Annotated in this window: 13 protein-coding genes; 2 read left to right on the forward strand and 11 right to left on the reverse strand. The window is 64.6% G+C overall.

Annotated features, from left to right (window positions below; genetic code table 11):
- Positions 1-156 precede the first annotated feature (156 nt).
- Positions 157-1662 (reverse strand): MocR-like pyridoxine biosynthesis transcription factor PdxR, encoded by a 1506-nt coding sequence (locus BMW75_RS03295; RefSeq protein ID WP_092576716.1) that lies wholly within the window; start codon positions 1660-1662, stop codon positions 157-159.
- A gap of 157 nt (positions 1663-1819) precedes the next feature.
- On the opposite strand from BMW75_RS03295, the gene BMW75_RS03300 reads away from it, so the two are divergent.
- Entirely contained in the window at positions 1820-3124 is a 1305-nt protein-coding gene (locus BMW75_RS03300) for a benzoate/H(+) symporter BenE family transporter (RefSeq protein ID WP_092576719.1), read from the forward strand.
- 43 nt (positions 3125-3167) lie between these two features.
- Here the strand turns inward: BMW75_RS03300 and BMW75_RS03305 are convergent, their stop codons facing one another.
- Together BMW75_RS03305 and BMW75_RS03310 are read right to left on the reverse strand one after the other, a co-directional pair.
- The gene (locus BMW75_RS03305) at positions 3168-3680 is read right to left on the reverse strand and encodes a GAF domain-containing protein (protein WP_092576722.1); all 513 of its coding nucleotides are present in this window, start codon (positions 3678-3680) and stop codon (positions 3168-3170) included.
- A complete protein-coding gene (locus tag BMW75_RS03310; protein ID WP_092577309.1) occupies positions 3677-5533 on the reverse strand; it encodes a CocE/NonD family hydrolase in 1857 nt (618 codons plus the stop codon). The genes BMW75_RS03305 and BMW75_RS03310 overlap by 4 nt, the downstream gene beginning before the upstream one ends.
- Positions 5534-5737: 204 nt before the next feature.
- Here BMW75_RS03310 and BMW75_RS03315 point away from each other — a divergent pair, with 204 nt between their 5' ends.
- On the forward strand, positions 5738-6667 hold the full coding sequence (locus BMW75_RS03315) for a LysR substrate-binding domain-containing protein (RefSeq protein WP_092576725.1): 930 nt from the start codon (positions 5738-5740) through the stop codon (positions 6665-6667).
- An 11-nt stretch (positions 6668-6678) separates the two neighbouring features.
- Here BMW75_RS03315 and BMW75_RS03320 read toward each other — a convergent pair whose 3' ends face one another.
- The 8 genes from BMW75_RS03320 to urtB all read right to left on the reverse strand — a co-directional run bounded on the left by BMW75_RS03320 (position 6679) and on the right by urtB (position 14083).
- A complete protein-coding gene (locus BMW75_RS03320; protein ID WP_092576728.1) occupies positions 6679-7656 on the reverse strand; it encodes a Bug family tripartite tricarboxylate transporter substrate binding protein in 978 nt (325 codons plus the stop codon).
- 34 nt (positions 7657-7690) lie between these two features.
- Complete coding sequence (locus BMW75_RS03325; protein WP_092576730.1) at positions 7691-8668, reverse strand: Bug family tripartite tricarboxylate transporter substrate binding protein; 978 nt, start codon at positions 8666-8668, stop codon at positions 7691-7693.
- 311 nt (positions 8669-8979) lie between these two features.
- On the reverse strand, positions 8980-9312 hold the full coding sequence (locus BMW75_RS03330; RefSeq protein ID WP_092576733.1) for a zinc ribbon domain-containing protein: 333 nt from the start codon (positions 9310-9312) through the stop codon (positions 8980-8982).
- Positions 9313-9327: 15 nt separating this feature from the next.
- A complete protein-coding gene (gene fmdA, locus BMW75_RS03335; protein WP_092576736.1) occupies positions 9328-10557 on the reverse strand; it encodes a formamidase in 1230 nt (409 codons plus the stop codon).
- Between the two features lie 29 nt (positions 10558-10586).
- The gene (gene urtE, locus BMW75_RS03340; RefSeq protein WP_076517789.1) at positions 10587-11279 is read right to left on the reverse strand and encodes an urea ABC transporter ATP-binding subunit UrtE; all 693 of its coding nucleotides are present in this window, start codon (positions 11277-11279) and stop codon (positions 10587-10589) included.
- 14 nt (positions 11280-11293) lie between these two features.
- A complete protein-coding gene (urtD, locus tag BMW75_RS03345; protein WP_076517791.1) occupies positions 11294-12037 on the reverse strand; it encodes an urea ABC transporter ATP-binding protein UrtD in 744 nt (247 codons plus the stop codon).
- Positions 12034-13155: an urea ABC transporter permease subunit UrtC gene (urtC, locus tag BMW75_RS03350; RefSeq protein ID WP_092576739.1), complete on the reverse strand. Its 1122-nt coding sequence runs from the start codon at positions 13153-13155 to the stop codon at positions 12034-12036. Before urtC ends, urtD begins: the two co-directional genes overlap by 4 nt.
- A gap of 10 nt (positions 13156-13165) precedes the next feature.
- Positions 13166-14083 (reverse strand): urea ABC transporter permease subunit UrtB, encoded by a 918-nt coding sequence (urtB, locus tag BMW75_RS03355; RefSeq protein WP_092576742.1) that lies wholly within the window; start codon positions 14081-14083, stop codon positions 13166-13168.
- Positions 14084-14108: the final 25 nt, after the last annotated feature.

The following is a 14108-nucleotide window of genomic DNA, read 5'->3' on the forward strand; positions in this document are numbered from 1 at the left end:
TGAAAAGCGCAGCCGTGAAAGGCGTGCGTCTGAAACGCGCCCGACTATTCCCGCTTCCCGGCGGCGGCGCCGTCCACGTGCGGTCGCGGAAACGTGACGTAAAGGCACACGCCGGCTGACGAGCGCGACTATAAAAGGGCAAGGATTAATGAATCGTTAATCCCCGCGGCGGGAAGGGCCTCCGCGCGACACGGCGCGCAGCACGCCGGCGAGCTTCCTGACACCGATCTCCATCTCCCGCGGCGAGTATGCCGCGAAGCCCATCAGGAACCCGGCCCTGTGCGCGTTCGACGCGTGTAGCGCCGACAGCCCCAGCAGATCCACGCCCGCGCGGCGCGCCATCTCGACCGTCTGGCTCTCCGGCAGATCCCGTACGAAGAGACAGGGCAACTGCATGCCGCCAGCCGGCACCCTGGGCTCGACGTATTCGCCAAGGTGCCTGCGCACCAGGCGCACCAGCGCGTCTCGACGGTCGGCATAGACTTCCCGCATGGCGCGGACATGGGCGCCAAAGTGCCCGCCTTCCATGAAGCGCGCCAGGGTCAACTGCGAGATCGTCGCCGTCTGGCCGTCCAGCAGCGTGCGGGCCACTGTCATGGGCTCCACGAGTTGCGCAGGCAACACCATGTAGGCGATGCGCAGGCCGGGAAAGAGCGATTTCGTGAAGGTGCCTATGTAGAGGGTGCGGCCATGGCGATCCAGGCCCTGCACGCAGGCGGTGGGCTTGCCGGCGTAGTGGAACTCGCTGTCATAGTCGTCCTCGAGAATCCAGGCCTGCTTGCGCTGCGCCCACTCTATCGCCGCCAGCCGTCTGTCCAGGGACAGCGTGGCGCCGGTCGGGAATTGGTGCGACGGGGTCATGAACACGGCCTTCGCCCCGCGCCCCAGCGTGTCGAGGCGTTCAACGACCATGCCTTGATCGTCCAGCGGCACGGGCACGCAGCACAGCCCCGCCGCATCGAAGGCTTTGCGCGCGCCGTGGTAGACCGGGTCCTCGATGCAGATGGCGTCACCGGCATCCATCAGGACATTCGCGCAGAGCGTTAGCGCCTGTTGCGAGCTTGTCAGGACCAGCACGCGCTCGGCCGTCGCCTGCGCGCCGCGCTCCAGATTCACGTAGTCCGCGATGGCGCGGCGCAGCCGCTCCATTCCGTTCGGCGCGCTGTGGGCCAAAGCCTGGCTGTCGTACTCCTTCAGCACTTGCCGTTGCAGGCGTTCCCAGGTCTGCAGGGGAAACCGGCGCGTCTCGGGCACGCCGGGCGCAAAGGGACGGGGCACGGAAAACTCCCGCAGCCCGCCACTTTGAAAGATCAGGGTTCCGCGCCGGCTCAGCGGCGTGGCATGGCGGTCGCCTGCCGCAACGGCGGGACGCCGCCGTGCCGACGAGGTCGCGCTTTCGGACACGAAACTACCGCTGCCCACGCGGCGTTCGATGAAGCCTTCCGCATGCAGTTGCGCATAGGCGGCTTCGACGGTGTCGCGCGAGACCTCGAGCGACTTTGCCAAAGCCCGAGACGCGGGCAGCGGCTTGCCGGCGTCGAGCGCGCCATTGAGGATCAGCTCACGGACCGCGCGCTGAATGCGGGAACGCAAGGGCAAGGCCCGATGCGCCGGGTCGCCCATCCAGGCCTTCACGGATTCGAGCTGCGCGTGTTTGAACATGGAAAGTCGTCTCCGGCGCGCCGCGCCCCCGCGACCCGCCTTCAGGGATTGGTCTGCCTATATCCGCCAAAGTGGCGGGGCGCATCAGGCCATTCTAGTTCTATAAACAGGGCCTGCAGCACCGTGCCAGAACCCTTCCCGGAGGTCCCGTCAAACCATGCCGTCCAACATCCCTTCCCGTTCGATACGATTGCGCGACATCGCCCACCCCGCTGTCGCCGGACTGATCTCCGTCATCGTCAACTACGGCGGCACGTTCATCCTGGTCTTCCAGGCCGCGAAAGTGGCGGGCTTGAGTCCGGCGCTCACGGCGTCGTGGGTCTGGTCGATCTCCATCGGCGTGGGCATCACCGGCATCGTGCTCAGCTGGGCCAGCCGGGAGCCCATCATCACGGCCTGGTCCACGCCGGCGGCGGCCTTCCTCGTCACGGCCCTGGCGAGCACACCCTACGCCGAGGCGGTAGGGGCGTATCTGGTTTCCGCTGCCGCCTTCGTGGTGCTGGGTCTTTCCGGCTGCTTCGAGCGCGTCATCCGGCTGGTCCCGCCCGGCGTGGCGGCCGGGCTGCTGGCGGGCATCCTGCTTCAGTTCGGCATCGGCGCCTTTGGCGGTCTGAGCGTCGATCCGGTGCTGGCCGGGCTGCTGATCATCGCCTATGTGATGCTCAAGCGATTCACGGCGCGCTATGCCGTGGTCGGCATCCTGTTGCTGGGGCTGTCCTTCCTGCTGCTTCAGGAACGCGTGGATCTCGCGGGCCTGCAACTGCAGCTCGCCAAACCCGTCTTCACGATGCCCGCCTTCTCGTTGAACGCACTGCTGAGCGTCGCGCTGCCGCTTTTTCTCATCACGCTCACCGGCCAGTACATGCCCGGCATGCTCGTGCTGCGCAATGACGGCTTCAAGACCAGCGCCAATCCCATCATCACCGTCACGGGCCTGGGTTCGCTCCTCATGGCGCCCTTCGGATCGCACGCCTTCAACGTGGCGGCAATCACCGCCGCCATCTGCACCGGCCGCGAAGCCCACGAAGATCCATCCAAGCGCTGGATCGCCGGCATCGCCGCAGGCATTTTCTACATCCTGGTGGGCGCATTCGGCGTCACGCTGGCCGCCGTGTTCATGGCCTTTCCCGCGACCTTCATCACCACCTTGGCGGGTCTGGCCCTGCTGGGCACGATAGGCGGCAGCCTGGCCCTGGCCATGACGGACGCGAAAACGCGCGAGGCCTCCCTGATCACGTTCCTGGCCGCCGCGGCCAACGTGAAGCTATTGGGCATCGGCGGCGCGTTCTGGGGTTTGCTGATCGGATTGGCGGCCTATGCTGTGCTGCATGGGGGCTTTTCGCGGCAAGCGGGGCGGGGCGAAAGCGATAGCCGCCCGAACGCGGAATCGCGTCCGGCGTTCTGGCGGCAGTTCAAAGCGGCCCGCTTCACGAGACGCGAAGCGAGCGCGGATCTGGACTGAAGCGCGCCGACGAGCGCTGCAAATGCCGAGGAAAAACGCGATTTCAGCGAAACGCGACGACGGCCATCTGCGCTAACGCGGAGGCGACGTCGATGTGGTGTGGCTGGAAGTGGCGAGCATCATGCAAAAGATTGATCTGACCCAGCAGTTGATCGCGGTGAATGACCGGCACATTGAGGACGCTTTCACACCCCAGCGCAAAGATGCTGGACGCATCCAGAAAGTCGGCTCGCACGGCCGCGGCATCGGGCGCCAACTGCGCCCGGCCCGTTTCGAACATGCGCGTCAACGCCGGAGCGCCGCCGATCCGCTTGGCGCCTGAAGCGGGATAGACATCGGGCCGGCTGCTGTACAGCCGGACGGCCAGACCCTCGGCGTGGCGATACTGCAAGGCCGTGAACAGCTTGTGCCCGACGTGCCGGCCCAGCAAGCGGTCCATGCAGGCCAGCACGGCGTGCGGCTCCGGCGCAGCCACGGCATTTGCAAAGGCCTCAAGCTCCGCCCACGACAGGCCCGCCGGCCTTCCCTTCCCATGTGCCGCGCCGTCCACCGTCATGGGGCGTCCTTGTCGAATGCCAGCGGCAAGCTGATGCACGATGCCTGCGCCGCGCCCAGGCCGATCTCCCACAAGGGCGGCCTGCCGTGGGGAACTTGGCCGCAATGATCCCGGTCGGCGCCAGCAAGCGATACGCGTATCCGGCTGCCCTTTGAAAACCGCCATGCGGTCGGCAACAACGCAAGCCGAATGCGTTCCTGGCGTCCGGGCGTCATGGGCGCGGCATCGGCCTTGCTGAACGTGCGGAACGGCCAAGTCGTGCGATACGCTTCCGGGCAAGGGGCTTCCTTCCGATGCAGCAACCGCAACAGCCCTTCCGTGACGTAGCGTTCGGTCCCGTCCGCCTCGACTTCGGTCAGGTACACAAACAGGGCGCCGTCGGGCTCATTGCTGGACAGCCAGATATCCGCCACCGCATGGCCCGCCAGCTCGGCTTCACGCACCAGAGGCTCGGACGTAAAGCTTGCCATGCGATCGCTGCGGCCCTGCCAATCCGGATAGTATTCCGTGCTGTTGATGGCGGCGATGCGCTCATAGCGCGTTCCCCGCCCGGTGCCGATGGAGAAATCGACCTGGTAGCGGCTGGCACTTGCCTCGGCGTCCGGACGGTTCGCCAGTTTCGCGCCCGCCTGCAGAAACAGCACGGTCTCTTCCGACGCCGGCAACGGCGGCCATTGCGACGCGCTGCGCCATTGCTCGGCATGCAACGCGCAGTAATGCACCGGGTCTTCCGCATCCAGGCCCGTCGGCAGGCCCAGCAGGTAATGGTCGAAGAACCTCAACACTTCCGCCAGCCACGGAAAATCCGCCATCTGCGTGCCGCGCCACGGCGACACATCGATGCGGGCGCCGTGGTCCCACGGCCCCAGCAGCAAATGCCGCGGGTTGTCCGCCAGGGTAAGGAATCGCGAGATGGCGCCGTTCATGTAGCCTGCGCCGTCCATCCAGCCCGAGACCGACAGCACCGCGACCTCCTTGCCGACGCCCGACGAAACGCTGTATGGACTGAAGGATGCGGAACTGAACGCCGAGTCGTAGGGCAAGGGGTCTTCGCGATAGCGGAACTCGGGCATGAACTCCGTCTGCCGGAAATTCCCCAGATGCTCCTGGATGGCCTGCGCCAGCAGCTCCCCGGCAGGATCCTCGTCCACCGGCTGTGGTCCCTGATAGGCGGGGTTGGAGTAATACACCACGCCCGACAACATATGGCGCTGATCGTGATCCATCGCCACCATCAGATCGTCGTAGCTTTGCGTCAAGGCCTTCAAGGCGATGCCGCCGGGAAAGTAATTGTCGGCATAGGTGTCCCACACCGAGAAAAGCGGCGCGATCGCACGTACGGCGGGATGGCCCGTGCTGGCCAGGAAGTCCGACGCGGCCCCCAGATACGAAATGCCCGTCGCGCCCACCACACCGTCGGACCACGGCTGCGCGACGATCCAGTCCACGACCTCGACGCTGTCGTCGCGCTCGCGCGGCGATCGGAAGCTGTCGCGGGTGCCGAAGCTTGCGCCTGTGCCCCGCACGTCGATCACCACCAGCGCATAACCGCGCGGGACCAGGTAGTCGCGGAACTTCGCGATGTTGGGCGCGCGCTCGCCCTCGGCGTGCGGATCCATCCTGAAACGCCGGTAGTACGGCGTGAACAAGGTGATCGTGGGATAGCGGTGGCCGGCATCGCCGGCTTCGCCAATACGCTGCGGCACATACACATCGATGGCAAGGCGGCATCCGTCGCGCATCGCAAGATAGCGCGAGACGGGCTCGGGAATCGCGTGCGTCTCGGGACGCGACTGCGCATAGGTGGCGGGCGTGACTTTCCAAGCGGCGGATTGGCTGTTGGTGGAATGCATGGCGGTCCTGATCATCGGCAATGCTGGCATCTTAGAAAGCGCGGCACCCGGAATCCAATACGGCTTATCTATGCAAGCATAGGGAAAACCTATGTGTGGGCACATGCCTCTGTATCCCCCGGAAAACCTAGGGTATCCACCAGGAATCACCATCCTGAAACCCATGTTCTTATAGCAGCCACAATCAAGCAATAGGTATCGCTTATGGACCTGAGGCAATTGCGGTACTTCACCCGCATCGTCGAACTCGAAAGCATCACCGCCGCAGCGGAAGCGCTGCACATCGCACAGCCCTCGCTCAGCCAGCATGTGGCCAATCTGGAAGCGGAGTTCAATACGCGGCTGTTGGTGCGCAGCCCCTTGGGCGTCAGCACGACCGACATTGGCCGTGTGCTGTACCGCCACGCAAAGATGGTGCTGAGGCAGGTGGAAGAGGCACGCGTTGCCGTGGAGCGCGGACGCGACACGCCGGCGGGCCACGTCACGCTGGGGTTGCCCACCAGCACATCGCGCGTCCTGGCAGACCGGCTGATCGAAGCCGTGTCGGTGCGCATGCCCGACGTGACGCTGGAGCTTATCGAAGGCAGCAGCGCCGACTTGGGCGAAGCCGTGGCCCGCCAGCGCATGGACGTGGCGATCGCCATGGATGTGCAGCAGCAGCCCCGCATGCAGGTCACGCCCTTGCTGGACGAAGAGCTGATGCTGGTCGGGTCGCGCCTGCCCGGCGGCGTCAAATCCATCTCGCTGCGGGAGGTCGCCGGACTGCCTCTGTTGCTGCCCAGCTTTCCGAATTCCATTCGGGTGCTGATCGAGCGGGCATTCGCCGAAGCCGGGCTTCAGTACACGCTCGTGGCGGAAACCAGCGCGGTATCGATCCTGCTGGCCGCCGTGCGCGCGAAGCGGGGCTGGACAATTCTGCCGACCTCGGCGCTGGCCGGCAGTGAAGCGCCCGGCGCATCCGTGACGGCCATTCCCATCAACGACCCGAACTTCCATCGGCGCGCCTCGCTGTGCCTGTCGGCCCAGGCTCAGACCAGCCTGGGCTGCATGGCAATACACGATCTGGTCATCGAGACGGCGCGCGACCTGGTGGCCAGCAAGCGCTGGCAGGGAGTGACGTGGCTTGGCGAATAGCGCCAGGCCCGCTACTCCGGATTGATGCCGGCGGCGTTCGCCACCTTGCCCCAGTGCTCGCGGTCCTTGGCCACCACCGCCTCGAACGCCTTGCCCGTCACGCCGCCGGGCACGGCGCCTTGCGCCAGAAAGTACTGCTTCATATCGTCCTCATTCAGGACGTCCTTGATGGAATCAGTGATCTGGTCGACCAGCGGCGCGGGCATGCCCTTCGGCGCAAACAGGCCGAACCAGCCGATGGCTTCGAATTCCGGATATCCCTGCTCGGCCACCGTGGGCACGTCAGGCAGGACGCCCACCCGCTCCTTCGACGTCACCGCCACGGCTTTCAGGTCGCCGCGCTGGATATAGGGCAATGACGTCATCACCACGTCCAGCATGAAGTCGACGTGGCCGGCCATGGTGTCGGTCAGCGCGGGGCCCGAACCGCGGTATGGCACATGAATGAACGGCACGTTCAGACTCGCGCGCAACCCTTCGGTAGCCAGATGATTGGAAGACCCCTGGCCACTGGAGCCATAGCTGATTCCGCCCTGCCTGGACCGGCCCTGCTCGACAAGGTCTGCCAGCGTCGAGATGCCGAGCGACTTGTTGACGACGACCACGTTGGGCACGGTAGCGATCATCGCCAGCGCGGTGAAGTCCTTCACCGGGTCGTACGTCAGCGATTTGTACAGGAACGGCGCAACGGACTGCGTGCTGACCGTACCCAGGAACAAGGTGTAGCCATCGCCCGGCTGGCTGCGCGCATAGGCCGCGCCGATCGTGCCGCCCGCGCCGGGCTTGTTTTCCACGACGACGGGCTGGCCCACCTTTTCGCTCAGCTTCTGACCCACCTTGCGTGCGACGATGTCGGTTGACCCGCCGGCCGCGAAGGGAACGATGAGGCGTATGGGTTTGCTCGGCCAGGCCGGCTCCGCGTGCGCGGCCGACAGTCCGCCAGCCGCCACGACCCCGCTCAGCACGACTGAGAAGAGAGACGTTTTCATGCCATTCCTTGAACAAGAGACTGAACGGATCGCGCTATTCGGCCAGGACGCCGGCGCGCTGGATGAACGCGCCCCAGACCTCGGCGTCCGTGGCTGCACGCCGCGCGATGTCCTGCGCCGTGCCCGGAATGGGCACCAGGTACAGCGCCCGCAAGCGTTCCTGAATCGCGTTGTCAGCCAAGGACGCCTGCACTGCGGCATTCAGCCGCGACACCACGTCCTTGTCCATCGCGGCCGGCCCCACCACCGCGAACCAACCCGGCATCACCGGCGCCTGGAGTCCCGCTTCGCGCAGGGTCGGCACATCGGGCAAGTCGGGCGCGCGGCTTTCGGCCAACACCGCCAAGGGAACCAGATTGCCCGCCTTCACCTGAGGCAACGCTGCGCCCAGCACACTGGTCATCAGGTCAACCTGCCCGCCCAACACGGCGTTCAGCGCCGGCCCCGAGCCTTTGAACGGCACATGCATCAGCTTGATGCCCGCAGCCTCGGCAATCATCTCCGTCGACAAATGAGTGGAGTTGCCCGCGCCTGCGCTGGCGAAACTCAACGCGCCGGGTTTGGCCTTGGCGGCCGTCTGCAGTTCCTTCAGCGACTTGATGCCGCTGGACTTGCTGGCAACCAAGAGAAAAGGCGTGTCCACCACGGGCGAGATGTACGTGAAGTCCTTATCTGCCTGATACGCCAGTGACTTGTACAGGCGCGGGTTAAAGCTCATCTGCGAAACCCCGGCGAGCATCAGCGTGTAGCCGTCGGCGGGCGCCTTCGCGACAAAGCTCGCGGCAATGATGCCGTTGGCGCCGGGACGGTTTTCGACCACGACGGATTGCCCAAGCACCGCTCCGATCTTCTCACCCAGCAGTCGTGCGACCACATCGCCGCCCGACCCTGCGGATTGCGGCACGATCAATCTGACCGGATGGTTCGGAAAGCCCTCTGTCGCACCGGCTTGCGCCGCCCAGAGCATTGCGGCGCCGCATAAGGCGCCAAGAATACGACGTTGCCACTGCATAGTTTCCCCTGATTCGGCGACTGAACGCGCCCTGCTGCCCGTTCTGGGCATATGGAGAAATGGTAGGCGGCGCGCGTCGTCGGCTCAAATATGGGATTGCGATGGGCCTATAGGAAAAACCTTTGATACAGCGAAAGCCCGCCAGAAATGGGGCGGGCACGCGGGTTTATCCCAGGTCAGATGTCGTTTCCTGCGCTACGGAAGTTCAGAGCGGAACGCGCAACGTGGGCAAGCCACGCGATTGCGGGGAGGTCGACGCCGCCCGTGGAAGGCAGCGTCGGGACGCTTGACGGACCGTCACCCTCCCGCCGTCAGTGACTGATCATCCACGGCCGCGCGCCCGCAAAGGTCTTCCCCCCATCCGCAGTCTGCCGTGTCTTTCCGGTCGTCTTCCCCCCCGAGCAACACCCGCACCCCATGCCGTGCCCGCTGCGCGTGCTGCGGGGTTCATGGGCGGCGCGCTCATTGACGGCGCGCGCCCGGTTCATGGCCGAGGACAGCGCCGAGACCGCGGGCGCGCCGCTGACGAAGCGCTCGCAGGCGCAGCCGCAATCGGGGCAAGGCGCGGGGTCGCGCCATTGCGACAGAGGCCTCATCACGGAGAACTCGCCGCAGTCCTGGCAACGATAGTCATAGAGCGGCATGGCGGCTCCTCAATGTCAAAGGTCTTTGGCGATGGGCATATCCATGCCGCGCACTATCTGCGGCACGTCGCCCAGCGCATTGGGTTGGATGTCGATTTCAAAGATCTCGGTCGGCAGCCACAACGTCGCGCAGGCATTGGGAATGTCCACCACGCCGCTGATGTGGCCCTGCACCGGCGCCGTGCCCAATATCGAATACGCCTGTGCGCCCGAATAGCCAAACTTCTTCAGGTACTCGATGGCGTTCAGGCAGGCCTGGCGATAGGCGATGTGCACGTCCAGATAGTGCTGCTTGCCGCCTTCATCGACCGAAATGCCTTCGAAGATCAGATAGTCCTTGTAGTTGGGCGTGATGGGGCTGGGTTTGAAGATGGGATTGCGAATGCCGTACTTGGCCATGCCGCCCTTGATGAGCGACACCCGCATGTGCACCCAACCCGCCATTTCGATGGCGCCGCAGAAGGTGATCTCGCCATCGCCCTGCGAGAAGTGCAGGTCGCCGACCGACAGGCCGCCGCCTTGGACGTACACCGGAAAGAACACCCGCGAACCGCGCGACAGATCCTTGATGTCGCAGTTGCCGCCGTGCTCGCGCGGCGGCACGGTACGTGCGCCGGTGGCGGCGGCGCGATCGCGCTCGGCGCCTTTGAGCTTGCCCATATGCGCCGTCTTGGGCGCCGGCGGATTGGCCAGGGGCGGAACGCGCTCCGGATCGCTGTCGATCAGCTTCTGTTCACGCTCATTCCACTTGTCCAGCAGCGCCTGGTCCGGCAGGCAGCCGATCAGGCCCGGATGGATCAGGCCCGCGAAGCGCACGCCAGGGATATGGCGCGAGGTCGTGAACATGCCTTCGAAATCCCAGATCGATTTCTGCGCGGAAGGGAAGTGTTCGGTCAGGAAGCCGCCGCCATTGTTCTTGCTGAAAAAGCCATTGAAGCCCCACAGGCTTTCGTCTTTGGCGCCGATGTCCAGCAAGTCCACCACCAGCAAGTCGCCGGGCTCCGCGCCTTCGACGCCGACCGGGCCGGACAGGAAGTGCACCGTGGACAGGTCCACGTCGCGCACGTCGGAGGCATCGTCATCGTTCTTGATCGCGCCGCCGGTCCAGTCGTAGGTTTCAAGCACGAAGTCATCGCCCGGCTTGACCCACGTCGCCATGGGGATATCGGGATGCCAGCGATTGTGCACGCCTTCGTTTTCGTAGGGGGATTGGGCCAGGTCGACCTTGATCAGGGTTTCAGGCATGTCATGCTCCTTTGAGATGGACAACGGCTTCAGACAGACAGGTATTTGCTGATCGTCTTCTCGTCAACGCGCTCGCGCGGGTCTTCGTGCACGAAGCGGCCCTTGTCGATCACGATGAGCCGGTCGGCGATCTGCATGGTGAAACTCAGGACTTGCTCGGACACCACGATGGCCAGATTGCGCAGCTTGCGGATTTCCAGCAGGCTGCGGGCGATGTCCTTGATGATGGACGGCTGTATGCCCTCGGTGGGCTCGTCCAGCAGCAGCACGCGCGGGTTGGTGACCAAAGCGCGGGCGATGGCAAGCTGCTGTTGCTGCCCGCCCGAAAGATCACCGCCGCGCCGGCCGCGCATCTCGTGCAACACCGGAAACAGCGCGTAGATGTCTTCCGGAATGGTGTTGCGCAGTGCCCGCCCGCGCATGCCGGTGCGGATGTTCTCTTCGACGGTCAGCGTCGGGAAGATCATGCGGCCCTGCGGCACGTAAGCCACTCCGCTGCGCACGCGCTGATGGCTCTCCAGGCGTTCGAGCGCCTTGCCGTCCAGCGAGATCGAGCCCTGCATGGTGGGCAGCATGCCCATCATGGTCTTGAACAGCGTGGTCTTGCCCATGCCGTTTCGGCCCATCACGGCGACGATCTCACCGGCAGCCACGGCCATGTCGACACCGTGGATGACTTTGCTTTGGCCATAGCCTGACACCAGGCCAGCGATATTGAACATATTGCCTCCTGGCCTCAGTGGCCGAGATAGACTTCAACCACGCGCGGATCGGACTGCACCTTGTCCATGCTGCCCTCGGCCAGCACACGGCCCTGGTGCAGCACCGTGACCTTGTGCGCGATGTTCTTGACGAACTCCATGTCATGCTCGATCACGATGAGCGATCGATTGCGGCTGATGCGATTGAGCAGTTCGGCGGTGCGCTCGCGCTCGGACACGCTCATGCCGGCCACCGGTTCGTCCAGCATCATCAGCTCGGGCTCCTGCATCAGCAGCATGCCGATCTCCAGCCACTGCTTCTGGCCGTGCGAAAGCAACTCCGCCGAGCGGTCGAGGTGATCGGCAAGGAAGATCTCTTCGGCCACCTGTTCGACCCGTTCGATTACGGCCGCACTGCGCCGGAAAGTCAGCGCGCCCAGCACGCTGCGCCCGGCCGGGAACGACACTTCCAGGTTTTCGCGAACGGACAGGGTTTCATAGATGGAAGGGGTCTGGAACTTTCGACCCACGCCGGCGCGCACGATTTCGTACTCGGCCAGGCCCGTCAGCTCCGTGTCCTTGAAGCGGATGGAGCCGGCGGTGGCCTTGGTGCGGCCGCAGATCAGATCCAGCAGCGTGGTCTTGCCGGCGCCATTGGGGCCGATGACCACGCGCAGCTCTCCCTGGTCGACATACAGGTTCAGGTCATTGACGGCGACAAAGCCGTTGAACGAGACGGTCAGGCCTTCGATGTACAACGCGAACTCTGATGGGTTCATGCTGCCTCCGTGGCGCCATCCGCCTGCCGGCGCGACGCTTTGCGCGCCAGGCGCTTGTGGGTGTATTGGTGGTACAGACCGGCCAGCCCGTTGGGGAACGCCATGACGACGGCAATGAACAGGCCGCCCATCAGGAACAGCCAGAGCTGCGGGAAACTCTCGGAGAAATAGCTTTTGCCGAAGTTGACCAGCAGCGTGCCGTAGACCGCGCCCAGCAGCGACAGGCGCCCGCCCACCGCGGCGAAGATGACCATTTCAATGGACGGCACGATGCCCACGAAGGAGGGCGACATGAAGCCGACCTGCAAGGTGAACATGGCGCCCCCTATCGCGGAGAACACGGCGGCCACGCAGAAGACAAACACCTTGAAGCTGGCGACGTCATAGCCCGAGAAGCGCACGCGTTCTTCTTTGTCGCGCATGGCCATCAAGAGCTTGCCCAGTTTGGACGAGAGCAGGTAGCGGCCGAACAGGATGCAGGCAAACAGCAGCACGCCGCAGATGAAATACAGCGTGAGCCGGGCACTGTCCGTGCGGATATCCCAGCCCAGCAGCGTCTTCAGGTCGGTGATGCCATTGACCCCGCCGGTCCAGCCTTGCTGGCCGATGATGAGCACCGACAGAATCAGGGCCACGGCCTGCGTCACGATGGCGAAATAAGTGTCGCCCACGCGGCGCTTGAACATGGCCACGCCCAGGATCAGCGCCAGCAGGCAGGGCAGCACCGGCACCGCCATCAACGTGAACCAGAAGCTTTTGAAGGGCACCCAGAACCAGGGAAGCGAGGTCAGCTGGTTCCAGTCCATGAAGTCCGGGATGCCGGGCGTGGACTGGATCTTGGTGGCCTCTGGCGTCGAGGCTTCCAGCTTCAGGAACATGGCCATGCAATAGCCGCCCAAGCCGAAGAACACCCCCTGGCCCAGGCTCAGAATGCCGCCATAGCCCCAGCACAGCACCAGGCCCAGCGCCACAAACGCATAGGAAAGATACTTGCCGATGAGGTTGAGCCGGAAGACGTCCAGGCTGAGCGGAAACACCACAAAGAGCAGCAGCGCCAGAATCGCCAGCCCGGCCAGCCCTTCGCGCCCCCCCACGACATTGCGAAAGAATTTCTGCATGATGCGCCCCCTACTTGCGTACCTTGATGCTGAACAGGCCTTGCGGGCGCAGCATCAGAATGATCACGATGGCCGACAGGGTCAACACCTTTGCCATCGACCCCGTCATGAAGAACTCCGAGATCGATTGCGTCTGCGCGATGACGAAGGCCGACGCGATGGTGCCGAACAGGCTGGCCGCGCCGCCAAACACCACGGTCAGGAAGGTGTCGACGATGTAGAGCGAGCCGCTGGTCGGGCCGGTGGAGCCGATGGTCGTGAAGGCCGCGCCGGCAATGCCGGCAATGCCGCAACCCAGCGAGAACGTCACGCGGTCCACGCGCTTCGTATCGATGCCGACCGCGCCGCTCATGGCGCGGTTCTGCACCGTGGCGCGCACGTGCAGGCCCCAGGTCGACCGGTACAACGCCAGCAGCAGCCCGCCAGTCAGCAGGATGCTGATGGACATGACGAACAGGCCGTTGATCGGGATGTCCACGCCGTCCAGCGGTTGCCAGGAACCCATCAGCCAGTCGGGCAGCGTGGGGCTGACTTCACGCGGGCCGAACAGCGTACGCAGCGTTTGCTGCAGCACCAGCGACAAGCCCCAGGTCGCCAGCAGCGTGTCCAGCGGCCGGCGATAGAGATGACGGATCATCAGCCACTCGACCAGCCACCCCAGGCTGAAGGTCACGACAAAGGCAAACGCGATGGCGACGAAGAAGTAGGCCGGCATCAGGCCGGGCGCGTACTGCTGGACCAGTTCGGAACAGAGATAGGTGCAATAGGCGCCCACCGCCAGGAACTCGCCATGGGCCATGTTGATGACGCCCATCTGGCCAAAGATGATCGCCAGGCCCAGGGCCATCAGCAAAAGCACGCTGAAGACCGATAGACCGTTGAAGCCCTGCATCAGCAGGATGGCCCCGAGATCGGAAAAGGATTCCATGGATGGCTCCCGGCAGTGGAAAGGG

Source organism: Achromobacter sp. NFACC18-2, assembly GCF_900108985.1.
GTDB lineage: Bacteria > Pseudomonadota > Gammaproteobacteria > Burkholderiales > Burkholderiaceae_B > Achromobacter.